Origin of the sequence: Magnetospirillum sp. 15-1 (genome assembly GCF_900184795.1) — a bacterium.
Lineage (GTDB): Bacteria > Pseudomonadota > Alphaproteobacteria > Rhodospirillales > Magnetospirillaceae > Phaeospirillum.
Genome location: NZ_FXXN01000024.1, coordinates 172,153 through 189,652 on the forward strand (window position 1 = coordinate 172,153; position 17,500 = coordinate 189,652).

Annotated in this window: 12 protein-coding genes; 6 read left to right on the top strand and 6 right to left on the bottom strand. The window is 66.3% G+C overall.

All coding sequences use genetic code 11. From position 1 onward, the window contains the following. Positions 1–4 precede the first annotated feature (4 nt). Positions 5–559, top strand: coding sequence for a cytochrome c oxidase assembly protein (locus tag CP958_RS11990; RefSeq protein WP_096702185.1), 555 nt, complete (start codon positions 5–7; stop codon positions 557–559). Continuing rightward, positions 556–1,371: a cytochrome c oxidase subunit 3 gene (locus CP958_RS11995; protein WP_096702186.1), complete on the top strand. Its 816-nt coding sequence runs from the start codon at positions 556–558 to the stop codon at positions 1,369–1,371. The genes CP958_RS11990 and CP958_RS11995 overlap by 4 nt, the downstream gene beginning before the upstream one ends. On the opposite strand, the gene CP958_RS12000 is transcribed toward CP958_RS11995, so the two are convergent. The 4 genes from CP958_RS12000 to CP958_RS12015 form a co-directional block, all read right to left on the bottom strand. Next, complete coding sequence (locus tag CP958_RS12000) at positions 1,372–2,571, bottom strand: EAL domain-containing response regulator (RefSeq protein ID WP_096702187.1); 1,200 nt, start codon at positions 2,569–2,571, stop codon at positions 1,372–1,374. It lies immediately after the preceding gene. Then, on the bottom strand, positions 2,568–5,156 hold the full coding sequence (locus CP958_RS12005) for a PAS domain S-box protein (RefSeq protein ID WP_242442866.1): 2,589 nt from the start codon (positions 5,154–5,156) through the stop codon (positions 2,568–2,570). Before CP958_RS12005 ends, CP958_RS12000 begins: the two co-directional genes overlap by 4 nt. Before the next feature lie 136 nt (positions 5,157–5,292). Continuing rightward, positions 5,293–5,532 carry a hypothetical protein gene (locus CP958_RS12010; protein ID WP_096702188.1) on the bottom strand — a complete coding sequence of 80 codons (240 nt, stop codon included), beginning with the start codon at positions 5,530–5,532 and terminating at the stop codon, positions 5,293–5,295. Further along, on the bottom strand, positions 5,532–6,305 hold the full coding sequence (locus tag CP958_RS12015; RefSeq protein ID WP_096702189.1) for a methyltransferase: 774 nt from the start codon (positions 6,303–6,305) through the stop codon (positions 5,532–5,534). The genes CP958_RS12010 and CP958_RS12015 overlap by 1 nt, the downstream gene beginning before the upstream one ends. A 123-nt stretch (positions 6,306–6,428) precedes the next feature. On the opposite strand from CP958_RS12015, the gene CP958_RS12020 reads away from it, so the two are divergent. Together CP958_RS12020 and CP958_RS12025 are read left to right on the top strand one after the other, a co-directional pair. Then, the gene (locus tag CP958_RS12020; protein ID WP_096702190.1) at positions 6,429–7,448 is read left to right on the top strand and encodes a polyprenyl synthetase family protein; all 1,020 of its coding nucleotides are present in this window, start codon (positions 6,429–6,431) and stop codon (positions 7,446–7,448) included. Positions 7,449–7,595: 147 nt separating this feature from the next. Further along, positions 7,596–10,661 carry a cadherin-like domain-containing protein gene (locus CP958_RS12025; RefSeq protein WP_170958951.1) on the top strand — a complete coding sequence of 1,022 codons (3,066 nt, stop codon included), beginning with the start codon at positions 7,596–7,598 and terminating at the stop codon, positions 10,659–10,661. A gap of 63 nt (positions 10,662–10,724) precedes the next feature. On the opposite strand, the gene CP958_RS12030 is transcribed toward CP958_RS12025, so the two are convergent. Beyond that, complete coding sequence (locus tag CP958_RS12030) at positions 10,725–12,242, bottom strand: hypothetical protein (RefSeq protein WP_096702192.1); 1,518 nt, start codon at positions 12,240–12,242, stop codon at positions 10,725–10,727. Positions 12,243–12,602: 360 nt separating this feature from the next. Between CP958_RS12030 and CP958_RS12035 the strand changes: the two genes are divergently transcribed. Further along, on the top strand, positions 12,603–12,809 hold the full coding sequence (locus tag CP958_RS12035; protein ID WP_096702193.1) for a hypothetical protein: 207 nt from the start codon (positions 12,603–12,605) through the stop codon (positions 12,807–12,809). 53 nt (positions 12,810–12,862) lie between these two features. On the opposite strand, the gene CP958_RS12040 is transcribed toward CP958_RS12035, so the two are convergent. Further along, positions 12,863–13,843 (bottom strand): NAD-dependent epimerase/dehydratase family protein, encoded by a 981-nt coding sequence (locus CP958_RS12040; RefSeq protein ID WP_096702194.1) that lies wholly within the window; start codon positions 13,841–13,843, stop codon positions 12,863–12,865. A gap of 199 nt (positions 13,844–14,042) precedes the next feature. On the opposite strand from CP958_RS12040, the gene CP958_RS12045 reads away from it, so the two are divergent. Beyond that, on the top strand, positions 14,043–17,486 hold the full coding sequence (locus CP958_RS12045) for an indolepyruvate ferredoxin oxidoreductase family protein (protein ID WP_096702195.1): 3,444 nt from the start codon (positions 14,043–14,045) through the stop codon (positions 17,484–17,486). Positions 17,487–17,500 lie beyond the last annotated feature (14 nt).

Below are 17,500 nucleotides of genomic sequence, written 5' to 3' on the forward strand. Positions count from 1 at the left end.
GGACATGAGCCCCCAACGCCGCACCGGCGCGACCCTGGCGGGATTGGTGGTGGTCATCGCCGCCATGATCGGGCTGGTGATCGGCAGCGTGCCGCTGTACCGGGCCTTCTGCAAGGCCACGGGAATCGGCGGCCCGCCCCGTCAGGTGGCGGCGGACTCCGCCGCGCCCTCGGGCAAGATGGTGACGGTGCGCTTCGACGCCTCGGTGGCCAAGGGCCTGCAATGGCGCTTCACCCCCCAGGTCCGCGAGGTGAAGGTACGCCTGGGCGAGGACACCCTGGCGGTCTTCACCGCCACCAATCTTTCCGATCGCCCCATCACCGGCAACGCGGTTTACAACGCCACGCCGGACAAGATCGGCAAGTACGTGGCCAAGATCCAGTGCTTCTGCTTCACCGAGCAGACCCTGGAGCCGGGCCAAAGCGTCGACATGGCGGTCAGCTTCGTGATCGATCCGGCCATGGCCGCCGATCCCCTAAGCAACGAGGTCGGCACCATCACCCTGTCCTACACCTTCTTCAATACCAACACCGCACCTGACGAGAGAGGACGGTCATGAGTCACGCCCAAGCCACTCCCCGCGCTTCGTCGGCGCCCCATCCCTTCCATCTGGTCGACCCCAGCCCCTGGCCCCTGGTGGGCGCCATCTCGGCCCTGGTGCTGGTCTACGGCGCCGTGGACTGGTTCCGCAACCACGCCCACACCACGGTGGTGCTGGTCGGCCTCGCCCTGGTGGCCGTCACCATGTTCGGCTGGTGGCGGGACATCTTCCGCGAGGCCCGTTCGGGCACGGTCCATTCCGCGGAGGTCTGCCACGGCCTGCGCCTGGGAATGGGCCTGTTCATCGCCTCCGAAGTGATGTTCTTCGTCGCCTTCTTCTGGGCCTACTTCCATTCGGCCCTGGGGGTGGCGCCCATGGTGCCCCAATGGCCGCCGGCCGGCATCCAGACCCTGGAGACCTGGCACATCCCGTTCATCAACACCCTGATCCTGATGAGTTCGGGCCTGACGCTCACCCGGGCTCACCACGCCCTGCGGCACGACCGGCGCGGCGCCACCATGGCGTGGCTGGCGGTCACCATCGCGCTGGGTGTGCTGTTCCTGTCCCTGCAGATTCATGAGTACGGCCAGGCGCTGTTCGCCTTCACCGACGGCATCTATCCGTCGGTGTTCTACATGGCCACCGGCTTCCACGGCTTCCACGTCTTCGTCGGCGTGTGCTTCCTCTCCGTCTGCCTGCACCGGGTGCGGGTGGGCGACTTCACGCCGGCCAAGCACGTGGGCTTCGAGGCGGCGGCCTGGTACTGGCACTTCGTCGACGTGGTCTGGGTCTTCCTGTTCGTCTGGGTCTACTGGTGGGGCAACGGCTGATCAGGAGGACCTGGGCCAGTTGAACGAACCGGCGGCGCAGGGTCTTGCCAGCAAAAAGCCCTGCACCTCCTCGCAGCCGAGATCGCGGATCAGATTCATCTGCTCCTCGGTCTCGATGCCCTCGGCGACCACCTTGAGGCCGAGACGGTGTCCCAATTGGATCGAACTCTCGACGATGGCCCTGGCCCCCTCTTCGGTCAGGGCCTTGGCGATGAAGGACTGGTCCACCTTCAACTCGGTGAACGGCCCTTGCTGCAACTGCTTCAGCGACGAATAGCCGGTCCCGAAATCGTCGATGGACAGGCCGAAGCGGCGCATGCGCAGCCGGGTCAGGATGTCCAGCTGCGAGGTGAAATCCCCGGCCAGCGCCGTCTCGGTGATCTCGATGGTGATCATCTCGGGCGGAATGTCGTAGTCCCGGGCGATATCCACCAGGGCATCGGGCAGATCCAGATTATGCAGCATGTGGGGAGACAGATTGAGGGCCACCCGGGGCAACACCCCCATCTTCCGCCAGTCGCGGCACTGGGCCAGCGCCTGGCGGATCACCGAATCGGTCAGCCGGTCGATCAGACCCTCGCGCTCGGCCAGATGGATGAAGCGATCCGGCCCCACCATGCCGTGCTCGGGATGAATCCAGCGGGCCAGCACCTCGGCCCCCAGGATTTGCCGTGTCTTGGTACAGAACTTGGCCTGGAACCAGGGAACCACATGCCCGTCGTCCAGGGCGGTGCCAAGGGCGGCGATATCCGGGCGGTAACGGTCGGGCGCCCTTTCCACCACGCTGGGCCGGGCCGGAGCCTGGGCGGTGGACAAGATATCGTAGACCGCCGACAATTCGGCGACGCTGAACGGCTTGTGCAGGGCGCCGGCCACCCGGAGGCCGCGGGATTCCGCCAGCCGCCGGGCCGCCTCGATCACGTCGGAATCGTAGCCGCTCATCAGCACCAGATGGGCGCCGGATTTGTTGTCGGCCAGGAAGCGGATGATCTCCACCCCGTCCATGCCGGGCATGGCGAGATCGAGGAAAATGCCGCGCAGGTCGACGGAATAGCGACAGGCGAAATCCTCGAAATTGTCGCACCACTTGGTATCGAAGCCCAGATCGGCCCCCACGTCGGCGACGAACTCGCACATGTCGCGCTCGTCATCGAGGATGAGCACCGGCGGCTGGATTGGAGCGGGCTGATCGACGGTCATAAGGTTTTCTTCCGATCAATGATCTTCCGTACGGCGCGGGCCAGGGTGGCCTTACCGTAGGGCTTAGGCAGAATCTCGGCCTGTCCGTCCTTGGTTTCAACGGCATAGCCGGTAAAACCGGAGGTCAGGAGCACGGCGCAGCCGTGCCCCATCTCGCGCGCATGGCGTTCCAGGGCATAGCCGTCGAGACCATGCGGCATTACCACATCGGTGAACAGCAGGTCGACGGCCGGGTCACCCTGAAGCAAGGACAGCGCCTCGGCGGCATCGGCGCAGACGGTGACGCGATAGCCGAGCTCGGTGAGGAACTCGCCGGCGATCTCGGCCAGATGGGGCTCGTCATCCACCACCAGGACATGCTCCGTGCCGGTGGGCAACGCCTCGGCCACCTCCTCCGTCACTCCGGCGCCATCAGCGGCCGCCACCCTGGGGAGGTAAAGGCGAAAGGTCGTGCCCATCCCCGGTTCGGAATAGACCCGGATATGGCCGCCCGAGCGCTTGGCGAAGCCATAGGCCATGGCCAGCCCCAGCCCGGTCCCCTTGCCCCGTTCCTTGGTGGTGAAGAACGGCTCGAAGATACGGTCGAGAATCTGCTTGGGGATGCCGGTTCCGGTATCGCTGACCGACACCAGCACGTATTGCCCCGGAACCATGTTGGGGTCGGCCCGCCGGGCGGCGGCATCCACTACCAGATTGGCGGTCTCGATGGTCAGGGTGCCGCCGTTGGGCATGGCGTCGCGGGCGTTGAGGCACAGATTGAGCAGACAGTCCTCGAACTCGCTGCGGTTGATCTCGGACGGCCAGGCATCCGGGGCCAGACGGGTCCGCACCTCGATCATCTTGGTCAACGAACGCTGGACCATCTCCTGCATGCCGGACACCGCCTCGTTGAGGTCGATGAGGGCCTTGCCCTGAGCCTTGGGGTCCTGGCGCGAGAAGGACAGCAGGCGCCGGGTCAGGTCGGCGCCGCGCCGGGCGCTGCGCAACGCCGTCGCCACCCGCTTCATACCGGTCTCGCTGCCCTGGACGGTGCGCTCCAGCAATTCCAGATTGCCGGTGATGATGCCCAGCAGATTATTGAAATCATGGGCGATGCCGCCGGTCAATTGCCCCACCGCCTCCATCTTCTGCGAGCGGCGCAGCGCCGCTTCGGTCTGCTTCTGCTCGCTGATGTCGCGGATGAAGGCGGTGAACAGCCCGTGGTCGGGCAGATGGGTGATGGTCAGTTCCAGGGGAATTTCCCGCCCATCGGCATGCAGGCCGGTCATCTCCAGGCGCTTGCCCAACACCCCCGAGCCATGTCCGGCGGCCACCCGCGCCAGCCCGACGCGATGAGCCTTGCGATGCGCCTCGGGGATGATGATGTCCGCGACTTCCAGCCCCAGGGCGTCAGAGGCCGTGCGGCCGAAGATGCGCTCGGCGGCGGGATTGAACTCCACCACCATGCCGCTGCGGTCGATGGTGATGATGGCGTCCAGCGCCGCGTCGAGAATGCTGCTCTTGATCTGCTCGCTGGCTTCCAGGGCGCGGCGGGTGGCGGTCACGTCGCTGATGTCGCGGAAGGTGACCACCGCGCCGATCAGCGCCCCGTCCTTGAGGATGGCGGTCGAGCCGTAATGCACGGGAAAGCTGGACCCGTCCTTGCGCCAGAACCATTCGCCCTCGATGGTGCAATCCTCGCCGGAGGCCAGGGTATGGGCCAGCGGACAATCGGCGCTGAGATAGTCGCTGCCGTCGGGATGGGAATGGTGGATCAGCGGATGCAGGGGGCGCCCCAGCATTTCCCATGGGGCGAAGCCCAGCATCTTGGATGCCGCCGGATTGACGAAGGTGACCGCTCCGTCCAGGTCGAGGCCGATGATGCCCTCGCCCATGGAATCCAGGATCAGGTGGTTGTGGTCCACCGCCGCCTGATGGGCGGCGAATTCCTCGCGCAGGCGCCGAGCCATGGGGCGGAACACCCCGAACCACGACAGGGCCAGCACGCCGATCACCGAATAGAGACCCAGGGTAAAGCCCCGGCGCAGCCGCGCCACGTTCTGGCGCCCCTCGTCCTGATAGCGCACCACCAGCCGCTCCAGTCCGGGCAGCAGGGACAGCCGCGACTTGTCGGCCAGGGCCTGGAGGCGGGGGGAGTTGAGCCCGATGCCCAGGCCCTCGGTCGCCGCCAGATGCCCCACGTCGGCGACGAAGCCCGTCACCTCGGAATCCAGCGACGGCTTGCCGCCGAAATAAAGGTCCTCCATCTCCGGCGTCATGCCGCGCATCCGGCTGTCGTTGATCAGGCGGGCATGGCCAGCCCCCATCTCGGACCCGGACTGGGCCAGCAGATTGGCGAACATGGCGCGCTCGTCCGCCGTCGAGGCGGCCGCCATCTGAAAGGCGAAGGCGACGGTGCGCTGCGACAGCATGCGCTGCCGCCCCGCCACGTTGATCAGCGCGCCATCATCGGACAGATGGGAAATAAGCCAGTCCTGGGCCTGATATCCGCCAAGCGTCAGCAGCAGCAACGCCCCGATCACCGCCGCCTGACGACGGTACAGGCCTGCCAGCAGTTCCTGGGCGCGAGACCTCGTATCGGTCACCCGGCTTCTCCCCTTGGAGGTTGCGACGGCCCATCCAGTCGGCAGCCGATACGGCAACATCCTTTCGGCTCACCCCACGCGGCGCAGGACAAACCAAAAGTCATATTGAAGATACCTCATTATATTTCAATCAGTATTAGTACGGGCAGTCCGGCCGACCACAGGAGCGGGCGGTACGGCCCGGCTGCCAGGTTCCGCAGATTCGGCATTCGACCATGGATTCCGCCTCGGCCGCAGCTTCCTTGGACGCGGCGCCCGGCGGCGTGACCTTCTCGGCGGCGTCGCGGCGGCGCAGCTCGGCCAGCCGGCCCAGATACTTGAAACCGAACCAGAAGAAGGCGACGACCGCGACGGTAAGCAGGATCTTTCCGAACATCACTTCTTATCCGCCGGTCCGGCCGGGGGGTCAAGGGCGGCCCCACTCCGCAGGATGGCGTCGGCCTGCGCGGTGAACTCCCCGCCCTCGCCATGCAGGACGAGACCGGGCAGCAGCCGCAACGGCGAGCGCACCCCCTTGCGCGCCGAGACGATCACCCGCCCGGCGGCCCGCTCCGCCTTGGGCCACAGGGGCAGGATGACGATGTCGCCCACTCCCCTGCCCCGCAAGGCGGCCAGGATATCGCCCAGCCGCTCCGCCCGGTGGATGAGGGTCAGCCGCCCCTTGGGCCGCAGCATCTTCACCGCCGCCTTGATCCAGCCGGCCAGATCAAGATTGCCCTCCGCATGGGCCAAGGCCCGCGAGGCATTGGCCGCCGAGGTGCCGCTGCCTTCCTCGAAGAACGGCGGATTGGTCAGTACGTGGTCGAAATCGCCCAGCCCGGCCGGCGGGGCCGCCGCGTCGCCGCAATGAACGGCGAAGCGCCCCTCCACACCGTTCAGGACCGCGTTGCGGCGCCCCAAGCCGGCCAGGACGTCCTGCAGCTCCAATCCGTCCACCGTGATCTCGGGGCAACGGGCCAGCAGGCATAGCGCCGCCGCCCCCACGCCACAGCCCAGATCGAGGATGCGCTCGCCGGGCCGGGCCGGCACCGCCGCCGCCAGCAGCACCGGGTCGATGGCGGCGCGATAGCCGTCCCTGGGCTGCAACAGGCGCACCCGGCCGTTCAGCAGGCGATCCTCGGTCACCGTTTCGGGGGGTGGGGTCGACATTTGCGCTCTTGATCGGGGTGAAAGACATACGGAAAAGGCGATGTAAGCTTGACCGGCTTTCCCAGGCAACACTATGTTCGTGCCGCGGGTAGGTATGCCCCGCACGGGAGGAGTTTCTGCATCGTGGCGATCGTGGTCAATTTCGAGGACGAACGCAGCAAGAAGGCGAAGAGCTTCGACGCCCTTGTCGCCCTGGTCAAGGATGACCTGGAAAAGGTCAACCGCACCATCGTCGATCGCATGCACAGTCCGGTCGAGCTGATTCCGCAACTGGCCGGCCATATCATCGCGGCGGGCGGCAAGCGCCTGCGCCCGGTGCTGACCCTGGCCTCGGCCCAGTTGGCCGGACATACCGGCACACGCCACATCAAGCTGGCCGCCTGCGTCGAGTTCATCCATACCGCCACCCTGCTGCACGACGACGTGGTCGACGAGTCCGATCTGCGGCGCGGCCAGGCCTCGGCCAACGCCTTGTTCGGCAACAAGCCCAGCGTGCTGGTCGGCGACTTCCTGTTCTCCCGCTCGTTCGAGCTGATGGTGGAGGACGGCTCGCTGTCCGTGCTGGCCATCCTGTCGCGCGCCTCCTCGGTGATCGCCGAGGGCGAGGTGCTGCAGTTGATCACCGCCAACGACACCGAAACCAGCGAGGATTCCTACCTCGAGGTCATCCGCTCCAAGACCGCCGCCCTGTTCGCCGCCGCCTGCCGCATCGGCGCGGTGGTGGCCGACAAGCCCAAGGTCGAGGAAGAGGCGCTGGAATCCTATGGCCTCAACCTGGGCATCGCCTTCCAGCTGATCGACGACGTCCTGGACTATTCCGCCAAGCAGGCCGTCCTGGGCAAGACGGTGGGCGACGATTTCCGCGAGGGAAAGATCACGCTCCCGGTCATCCTGGCCTTCCGCCGTGGCGACGACGAGGAGCGGACCTTCTGGCGCCGCTGCCTCGAGGAGCTGGACCAGACCGACGAGGATCTGGGCCACGCCATCAAGCTGATGGAAAAGCACGGCAGTCTGGCCGCCACCATCGCCCGCGCCCGCCATTACGGCGAGATCGCCCGCGACGCGCTCGGCATTTTCCCCGACAGCCCGGTGAAGCAGGCGATGATCGACGTCATCGACTTCTGCATCGACAGGGCCTACTGACCTTCGTCCAGGACGTATAAGCGATTGATCATAAAGTAGGTTGACCGCAGGCCCAAAGGCATATACTGAATGGGTATTCCAAACCCGGACCTCCTTGAGGCCGGGTTTTTTATTGCCCGGATGCAGACGAAATTGGGAGCGGGGAACATGGCCGAACAGAATGATCAGCCGAGCCAGAATAACAATGGCGCCAGCGCGCAGCAGGATCTGGACGATCTTACCGTTCTCGCCAATGTCGACGGCCGCACTCTCGGCGACGCCCGCCTGAACGCGGTGCGTACCGCCGACGTCAGCGACACCCAATTGGGCAATCTGGCCAACGTGCAGCAAGGCTCGACCGGCAGCCCGCAGGTGCAGAACCTGGGCGGCATCGCCGGCGGCGCGCGGGTCGGCCTCGACATCGCCATCGACTCGACCAAGGACGCCAACGTGGCGCCGCCCGCCCTGGACAGCACTCCCGACAGCGTGGACCTTGGCGCGACCTTCGTTCACACCGAAGCCAATCATTCGGCCAGGCTGAACGTTCAGGAATTCGCCGACCTCGCCCGTCCCGACGCCGAATTCCGGCCACAGGAGCAGGTCGTCCCGACGCCGGTGGTCAACGCCGCCCCCAGCGGAGCGATTGCCGCCAATACGGTGCCGGCCGCCGCGCCGGCCGAGCAGGCCGCCCACAAGGCAGAGGCCCCCCAGGCAGCGGTCAACCATGCCCCGACTCTGCATTCCAGCGAAGTATCGACCGTCAATGACGACGATGCGGTGACCGGCAAGGTGGGTGGGTTCGATCTGGATGGCGACACGCTGACCTATTCGCTGGTGGATGCCAACGGCAACAAGGTCACCAGCCTCGCCACCGACCACGGCACGGTCACCATCGACCCCGCCACCGGTGAATATACCTTCACGCCCAACGATGCCGCCGATGCGATCGCAGAGGGCAAGTCGGCACACGACAGCTTCACCGTTTCCGCCAGCGACGGCCATGGGGGCACGGCGACCACCATCATCGGCGTCGACATCACCGGTTCCAACGATGGGCCGGCGGTCAGTGGGCCAATGAGCGTCGGGGGCGGCGACGAGGATACGTCGATCACCATCAAGGCGTCGGACCTGCTGTCCCACGCCACGGATATCGACGGCGACACTCTGTCGGTCAGTGATCTGCACGCCACCAACGGCACCATCGCCGACAATGGCGACGGTACCTTCACCTTCACGCCCAACGCCGATTTCCACGGCAACGTCGACCTGACCTACACCGTCTCCGACGGTCATGGCGGCAGCACGGCTGGCGCCGCGACGTTTGAGGTAACCCCGGTAACCGGCGATACCGGCTCGGGCGGTACCGGTACCGGCGACACCGGCTCGGATAGCACCGGTACCGGCGATACCGGTTCGGGCGGCACCGGCACCGACGATACCGGCTCGGGCGGTACCGGTACCGGCGACACCGGCTCGGGCAGCACCGGTACCGGCGATGCCGGTTCGGGCAGCACCGGCACCGGCGACACCGGTTCGGGCAGCACCGGCACCGGCGATACCGGTTCGGGTAACGGCGACGGCGATACCGGTTCGGGTAACGGCGACGGCGATGAGGACCACGACGGTGGCAAGGACCACGACGGTGGCAAGGACCACGACGGTGGCAAGGATCGTCAGCACGCCGACAACGGCGTCGGCAACGGTTCCGACAACGCCACTCCCGGCCATTCGACGTCCAATGACGAGAACGGCGCCACCCGCGGCAATCCCGAGCACGCCCATGGCGGCGAGGATTCGCTGACGCTCAGCACCTCCGCCCATGTGCACGTGGTGGCCGAGCCGGCGGCAACCGTCACCGGCATGATCGGCGCCGACACCGTCCACACCACCACGGTAACCACGGTGACCGGCGGCAACGGCTCCGATTTCGGCAACGACAGCGGCACGCTGGTGATCCACGCCACCGCCGACACCGGCGGCGGCGACAAGCACGGCTTCGATATCGTCTATGACGGCCATGTGGTCGGCCATGCCTCGGCGGGCACCACCACCCTCTCGGGATTGGACATCCACGACGGCGGCAAGCTGAGCCTCGTCGGCTCCAACGGCACCAATGTCACCGTCGACAGCATCACCCTGAACGGCACCGCCATCGATGTCGGCACCGGCGTCAAATCGGGCGGCGTCCAGGTGGACGACACCCACCACACCGCCGACCTGCACAACGGCTCGGTGACCTACGGCATCAACGACGGCAACGCCGGCCAGGAAACCCACACCACCACGACCGCCACCCACACCCAGACGCTGCATCTGGACGTGGGCGGCCAGGAATCGCAGTTGGGCGGCCTGCACGTCACCGGCCTGCATGCCGGCGACACGGTCAGCGACGGCAGCCATGTCTGGACGGCGGGCGGCGACGGCGCCATCACCATCACCGAGGCCCAGTTGGACCAGATGAGTTCCGGCGATGCCGTGCATCACGACTTCACGGTGGTCAGCGGCCAAGGTGCGGTTGGAAATGTGGAGGTTGCCGGCCTGGATCATGACGGCGGCGCCTATACGCCTCCCAGCCATCTCGAGGCGAATCTCGACATCGCCGCCACCGGGGCGGAACATAACCTGACCTACCACGTGGAAGGCATCCCCGCCGGTTGCTCCCTGGTGAGCGACAGCGGCACCCTCCATCCTGGCGCCGACGGCTCGTTCACCCTGTCGTCGAGCGACGTCTCCAACCTGAAGGTCGTCATTCCCGGCGACGGCAGCGTCTCGGACTTCAATCTGACGGTCAGCGCCACCGATGCCGATGGCAGCCATGTGGCCACCGCCTCGCAGAGCCTCGCCGTCGGCGTCGACGAGGCCCTGGGCAGCCAGAGCCACAGCTTCGACAGCAGCGGCGTCAACCTGGCGGGCACCAGCCACGAGGGCGGCTTCGAGCAATCCGCCATGGAGCACGACGGCGGCGATACCATGCTGTTCGACTTCGGCTCGGGCCACGATACCATCCAGGGCGGCAGCACCTGGACCGACGTCGCCCATGCCGCCGACCAGGGCGATCACGGCGCGAGCCACGGGGCCGAACACGGCGACTGGACCGAGAAGGCCGACAAGCACGCCGAAACCGACGGCAAGCATGGCGACGCCCAGGAGCACAAGGACGACACGCCGGTGCACCATCAGGTCGCCGACGATCACCAGAACCACTTCCAGTCACACGACCACGGCCCGATGTAACGGGCACGGCCGACCGGAACGGCAAGCGGCGGGTTCTCCGGGAATCCGCCGCCTTTCTTTGCCCTATTCCGCCGCGAAGCGGGCCCGGGGCGCCGGCAGCACGATGGCCGGCCGGGGAATGTCCTTCATCAGGCCGGGGCCGTTGACCATCTCGAAGCCGCCCTGGACCACGCCGCCGACCACCTTGCGGTGCCGCGCGCTCCACAGGTAGCAGCCGATGCCGTCCTTGGCGGTTTCCCGCTGGATACGCTCGAGCACGGCGAGAAGATGCTCGTCGTCCATACGATCCTCGGGCCGGAACTCCGAAAGGTCGAGCCCGACCATGGACACCCCGATCTCGGCGGCGACCGAGGTGCGCCGGGCCGACAGACGGGTCCGCACCAAGACCTCGCGGCACAGCGTACCGGCGAAGGACACCACCGATTCCAGCTCCGGCGTGGTGGTACCGTCGGGAATATGGAAAATCTCGATGACCAGCCGGGTGTTGCGGGTCTCCTGGGTCAGGTCGGACAGGGCGAACACCACGGATGTCCGCTGGTCCGAGGCCAGCGACAGCCAGGACAGCGGCAGGATCACCGAGGGCTGGGGCACGCCTTCCTGGGCGTTGCGGGCGGCGGCACGGATATCGCGCACCGCCGAGTTCACCACGAAGCGGTCCAGAGTCAGCGCCGTGGCGACGTCACCGTCGGGATAGGCGCGGCACCCCTCGATGGGCTCGTCGTCCTTATGGTCGCGACGCACCACGCGGGCGCCGTAGGCGGAGATGGCCTCTCCCATGGCCACCCAGGTGGGGCGCCATATGAGCGACAGGCTGGCGCCGGGCGGAATGGGGCCGACGATGCTGGGGTCGAGATAGGCGGCCGGCCTCTTCACCCCGGTCCCCTCGATGGTTTCCCATTTCATGTCGTCGCGCCGCGCATTGTCGCCGCGATCCAGGGTCGTCCAGCCCTGGAGCGGATCGTCCTCCCCCGATGCGGTCGCCCCCGTGGCGCTGGGCAGATACGGCAGGCCGCTGGTGGAGACATAGGCCCGCGCCTCGTCCACCGCGCTGGCGATCCGGTGGGAAACGAACTCGCCGTCCTCCCCCACCGCCTCGGCGACGGGAATCTCGGCGGCCAGGGCGACGGGCCGGTCCGCCCCACCCTGCTGTTGCCCATAGAGGAAGCGGCCCAGTTCCTCGACCACGGCGATGGTGCGGCGCCGGGCGTCGTCGATGCTCAGTTCGGGAAAAGCCAGTATCCAGCAATCCTCGCCGTCGCGGCAGTAGGTGTTGCCGCGTCCGATATTACGACGCACCACCTGATCGACGATGATCGCCACCTTGTCGGCCAGACGCGGCCACTTGTCGGCTACCGAATCGCGGTATTCGACCAGGGACACCACGTGCAGCCTGGCCTTGATGGTGGGGTCGCGGGCGAGCATCTGCTCAAGCCATTCGGCGGCGGACTCCACCGTGGACCGTGCCGTCGGACGGGGAACCTTGCCCGGAGCGACAACGGCCGGAGCCGGCTTGTCCTCGTCCCAAAGCGTCTTCAGCGATTGCGCCAGACGCGCCCAGACGCTTCCCTTCGAGGCTGACATTCTGCCCTCCCGCCTCAGGTCCACTCCCCATAAAATATATCGGAAATTACTTATGATACCAAGAAACAAACTATGGCGATGATTTTCGACATATTTATCAAATGCTGTAATAGGCGGAAAAATTTTAGGTGTTGTCTGCAGCGAATACCAGACAAGCCGCTGCAACATGGATATTTGCATATACACAGAATCACATGAGCGGTACCCCAATCCCGGAGAGCCGGACGAGAAGGCCGACCGTCCAATTTGGTGTGACATCCCGATCAACCATGGCGTAATCTGAACATGCATGGGGATTGCACATTAAAGCTATTCTGATCACCATGTGCATTCCCGCACCGGAAAACTCACGGAGAAATCATGCGATACCTCCCCTACGTCCTGGTGGCCTTCATGGCCGCCCCCATCGTCCTTTGGATGCTGATCAGCAAGTTCATGGTCCAGGGAACCTCCAACGATTTCTCGGCGGGAGACCTGTGGGTTCTGGGAAGCCTTGGGGTGTTTGTCGTCGTGGCGTTCATTCTCCTATCCACATGGCTGGATAAGGCTATTACCAAGACGAAGTAGACACGGGGGACAAAGGGTAAGGAGCGAGAGCCCCAGGCTCCCGCCGCCCGGCCTCACAGGCCGTGGTAGCCCTTATACCACTCGATGAAGCGGGGGACGCCGACCGAGATGGGGGTGGTCGGCGCGAAGCCCACGTCGCGCTGAATGGCCGAGATGTCGGCGTAGGTTTCCTTCACGTCGCCCGGCTGCATGGGCTGGAAGTCGCAGGTTGCCTTGCGCCCCAGCGAGCTTTCCACCAGCCCGATGAAGTCCATCAGCCGCTCGGAATTGTTGTTGCCGATATTGTAGAGGCGATAGGGCGGCGTCTTGCCGTCGTCGGCCGGCGGATTGTCGAGAACCCCCACCACGCCCGAGACGATGTCGTCGATATAGGTGAAGTCGCGGCGCATGTCGCCGTTGTTGAACACCTTGATGGGCTGGCCCGCGATGATGGCGTCGGCGAACAGGTAGGCGGCCATGTCGGGGCGCCCCCAGGGTCCATAGACGGTAAAGAAGCGGAGTCCCGTGGTGGGAATGCGGAACAGATGGCTGTAGGAATGGCTCATCAGCTCGCCGGCCCGCTTGGAGGCGGCGTACAGCGAGATGGGCGTGTCCACCCGATCCTCGACCGAGAACGGCAACTTGGTGTTGGCGCCGTAGACCGAGGACGAGCTGGCATAGACGAAATGGCGGCACTTGGGATTGGCCCGCGCCATCTCCAGCATCACCAGATGGCCTTCGATATTGGAGTGGGTGTAGTCGAAGGGAGCGGTGAGCGAATGACGCACCCCGGCCTGGGCGGCCAGATTGATGTAGGAGGTCACCCCGGGATAGGCCTTGGCCACCTCGGCCATGGCGACCCGGTCGGCGATATCGGCCTGGACGAAGGAAAAACCGTCATGCCGGCGCAACTGGTCCAGCCGGGCCTGCTTCAGCCTGACGTCGTAATAGGGGCTGAAGCAATCGACGCCGAGCACCCGCTCGCCCCGCGCCAGAAGGCGCAGCGAGGTATGGTAGCCGATGAAGCCGGCAGCGCCGGTAACGAGAATGGTCATCCTGGGACCCCTTCAGACGCAGGCGCTTTCATATAGCTTGATCGGGAACAGAAATCATCCCCCGCATTTCGTCATCCGGCGGTAATTTCCTTGCTGCGCCACGGGTCGCCCATTGCGTTCATTGCTATTTTTCCCGTCGCCCTTCCCACCGTCGGGCTCCGCCACCACCTTCAGGACATGAGGTAGCGGAGAGGCCGCCATGACCGTCGCCACCACCGTCACCCTGGACGACAAGTATGTCCAGGACCACGGCCGCATCTATCTGTCGGGCATCCAGGCGCTGGTCAAGCTGCCCATGCTGCAGCACCTGCGGGACCGGGCCGCCGGCCTGAACACCGGCGGTTTCGTTTCCGGCTATCGCGGCTCTCCGCTGGGCGGGCTGGACAAGGAATTGTGGCGGGCGGCGGCCCATCTGGAACGCCATGCCGTGCGCTTCCAACCCGGCCTCAACGAGGATCTGGCCGCCACCGCCATCTGGGGAACGCAGCAGATCGGCCTGTTCCAAGGCCCCACCCATGACGGCGTCTTCGCCATGTGGTACGGCAAGGGGCCGGGACTGGACCGCAGCGTCGACGTGTTCAAGCACGCCAATTCCGCCGGCAGCGCCGCCCATGGCGGAGTGCTGGTGCTGGCCGGCGACGATCACGGCGCCAAGTCCTCGACCCTGGCGCATCAGAGCGAGCAGGTCTTCATGGCGGCGCAGATGCCGGTCCTCAATCCCGCCGGAGTGCAGGAGATACTGGATTTCGGCCTGTTCGGCTGGGCGCTGTCGCGCTTCTCCGGCCTGTGGGTGGGCATGAAGGCCATCTCGGAGACGGTGGAAAGCTCGGCCTCGGTGACCGTCGATCCCTGGCGCCAGGTTTTCGTGGCGCCCAAGGATTTCAAGATGCCGCCCGGCGGCCTCAATATCCGCTGGCCCGACAAGTTCCTGGAGCAGGAACACCGCCTGATGGCCCACCGTATCCCGGCGGCGCTGGCCTTCGCCAAGGCCAACCGCATCGATCGAACCGTCATCGACTCCCCCGTACCCCGCTTCGGCATCGTCACCACCGGCAAGTCCCATCTTGACGTCATGCAGGCCCTGGCCGACCTGGGGATCGACGAGCGCCACGCCGCCGAGATCGGCATCCGCCTCTACAAGGTCGGCATGAGCTGGCCCTTGGAGCCCAGCGGCATCCGCGCCTTCGCCGAGGGGCTGGAAGAGATTCTGGTGGTCGAGGAAAAGCGCTCGGTCATTGAGGAGCAGCTCAAGGCCCAGCTCTACAATTGGCGCGAAGACGTCCGCCCCCGCGTCATCGGCGAGCACGACGAGAGCGGCGCCTGGGTGCTGCCGCCCTATGGCGAGCTGACGCCGGCCATGATCGCCCGCGTCATCGCGGCGCGTATCGGCCGCTTCTACACCTCGCTCAGGGTCAAGGAGCGCCTCGACTTCCTGGCCGACAAGGAACGGCGCCTCGCCACCATTCCCCAGGGCTTTTCCCGCATCCCCTATTTCTGCGCCGGCTGTCCCCACAACACCTCCACCAACATCCCTGAGGGCAGCCAGGCCATGGCCGGCATCGGCTGCCACTTCATGGCCACCTGGATGGACCGCGAGACCCTGACCTACACCCATATGGGCGGCGAGGGCGCCACCTGGATCGGTCAGGCGCCGTTCACCTCGCGCCGGCATATGTTCCAGAATCTGGGCGACGGCACCTATACCCACTCGGGCTCGCTGGCCATCCGCGCCGCCCTGGCCGCCAAGTCGAACATCACCTACAAGATCCTCTACAACGACGCCGTGGCCATGACCGGCGGCCAGCCCGCCGAATCCGGCTTCTCGGTGGCCGCCATGGCCGCCCAGGTGCGGGCCGAGGGAGTGAACCGCATCGCCGTGGTCTCCGACGACCCCGGCAAGTACCCGTCCGGCCGCTTCCCCCTGGGGACCACCATCCATCACCGCGACGACCTCGATTCCCTGCAGCGGAACTTGCGCGAGGAATCAGGCGTCAGCGTGCTGATCTACGACCAGACCTGCGCCGCCGAGAAGCGCCGCCGCAGAAAGCGCGGCCTGATGCCCGACCCGGACGAGCGCATCTTCATCAACGAGAAGGTCTGCGAGGGCTGCGGCGATTGCGGCGTCAAGTCCAACTGCGTGGCGGTGATCCCCGTCGAGACCGAATGGGGCCGCAAGCGCGCCATCGACCAGTCGTCGTGCAACAAGGATTTCTCCTGCGTCAAAGGCTTCTGTCCCAGCTTCGTCTCGGTCAGGGGCGCCCATATCCGCCGGCTGAAGGGCCGGGGCGAGGCCGACACCGCCGCCCTGCCGCTGCCCGTCCTGCCGGGCGCCGCCGAGCCCTACGGCATCATCGTCACCGGCATCGGCGGGACCGGGGTGGTGACGGTGGCCGAGGTGCTGGGCATGGCCGCCCATCTGGAGGGCAAGGGCGTCACCTCGCTGGACCAGACCGGACTGGCCCAGAAGAACGGCGCGGTGATGAGCCATGTGCGCATCTGCGACGATCCCGCCCGCCTGCACGCCGTGCGCATCGCCGCCGGTCAGGCGCGGCTGCTGCTGGCCTGCGACATGGTGGTGGCCGCCGGCTTCGATACCCTGGCCAAGCTGAAGCCCGGCGCGTCCTTCGCCGTGGTCAACCGCCACGAATCCATGCCGGCCACCTTCACCCACGCCCCCGACCTGGACTTCCCGGCCCACGGCATGGAGGACACCATCCGCGATCAGGTGGGCGGCAACGCCGAATTCATCGAGGCGACGCGGCTGGCCACCACCCTGCTGGGCGACGCCCTGGCCACCAATATGTTCCTGGTGGGCTATGCCTGGCAGAAGGGCCGCATTCCGCTCGCCGAGGCCTCCATCCTGCGGGCCGTCGAGTTGAACGGCGCCATGGTCGATTTCAACGTCCAGGCCTTCCGCTGGGGCCGCCTCGCCGCCCATGATCCGTCCCAGGTGGAGCGCATCGCCGCGCCGCCGGTGGGCGGCAACGACCATCGCCGCCTGTCGGAAAGCCTGGATGAATTGATCGAGCGCCGCGTGATCCACCTCGCCGGCTACCAGAACACCGCCTGGGCATCCCGCTACCGCGCCCTGGTGGACCGGGTCAGGGCGGCCGAGAACGCCGCCCTGCCCGGCACGGAGGATCTCACCGAGGCGGTGGCCCGCTCCCTGGCCAAGCTGATGAGCTACAAGGACGAGTACGAGGTGGCGCGGCTTTATTCCGATCCGGCCTTCGTCTCCTCGCTGAAGGAGCAGTTCGAGGATTGGAAACGCCTGGAAATCCATCTGGCGCCGCCCTTCATGGGGGCGGAAAAGCGCCGCTTCGGGCCGTGGGTGCTGCGCCTGATGCCGGTTCTCGCCCGCCTCAAGGGCCTGCGCGGCACCGCGTTCGACCCGTTCGGCCGTACCCTTGAGCGCAAATTGGAACGCCGGCTGATCGCCGAGTTCGAAGCCGCCATCGAAACCATCCTGGCCCGCCTGTCCCCCGACAATCACGCCCTGGCGGTGGAGATCGCCTCGGCGCCCCGGCGCATCCGGGGCTTCGGCCATATCAAGCTGAAGGCCGCCGCCGAGGTCCGGGCCGAGATGGCGGAGATGCTGCGGCGCCTGGATACTCCGGAAGGCGGAAGGCGGGCCGCCGAGTAGGTTTGCCCTTGATT

What these genes read in the sequence shown, in the direction of transcription:
- CP958_RS11990 (WP_096702185.1), top strand. Translation starts at nt 5, where the DNA reads ATGAGCCCCCAACGCCGCACCGGCGCGACCCTGGCGGGATTGGTGGTG.
- CP958_RS11995 (WP_096702186.1), top strand. Translation starts at nt 556, where the DNA reads ATGAGTCACGCCCAAGCCACTCCCCGCGCTTCGTCGGCGCCCCATCCC.
- CP958_RS12000 (WP_096702187.1), bottom strand. Translation starts at nt 2,571, where the DNA reads ATGACCGTCGATCAGCCCGCTCCAATCCAGCCGCCGGTGCTCATCCTC.
- CP958_RS12010 (WP_096702188.1), bottom strand. Translation starts at nt 5,532, where the DNA reads ATGTTCGGAAAGATCCTGCTTACCGTCGCGGTCGTCGCCTTCTTCTGG.
- CP958_RS12015 (WP_096702189.1), bottom strand. Translation starts at nt 6,305, where the DNA reads ATGTCGACCCCACCCCCCGAAACGGTGACCGAGGATCGCCTGCTGAAC.
- CP958_RS12025 (WP_170958951.1), top strand. Translation starts at nt 7,596, where the DNA reads ATGGCCGAACAGAATGATCAGCCGAGCCAGAATAACAATGGCGCCAGC.
- CP958_RS12030 (WP_096702192.1), bottom strand. Translation starts at nt 12,242, where the DNA reads ATGTCAGCCTCGAAGGGAAGCGTCTGGGCGCGTCTGGCGCAATCGCTG.
- CP958_RS12035 (WP_096702193.1), top strand. Translation starts at nt 12,603, where the DNA reads ATGCGATACCTCCCCTACGTCCTGGTGGCCTTCATGGCCGCCCCCATC.
- CP958_RS12040 (WP_096702194.1), bottom strand. Translation starts at nt 13,843, where the DNA reads ATGACCATTCTCGTTACCGGCGCTGCCGGCTTCATCGGCTACCATACC.
- CP958_RS12045 (WP_096702195.1), top strand. Translation starts at nt 14,043, where the DNA reads ATGACCGTCGCCACCACCGTCACCCTGGACGACAAGTATGTCCAGGAC.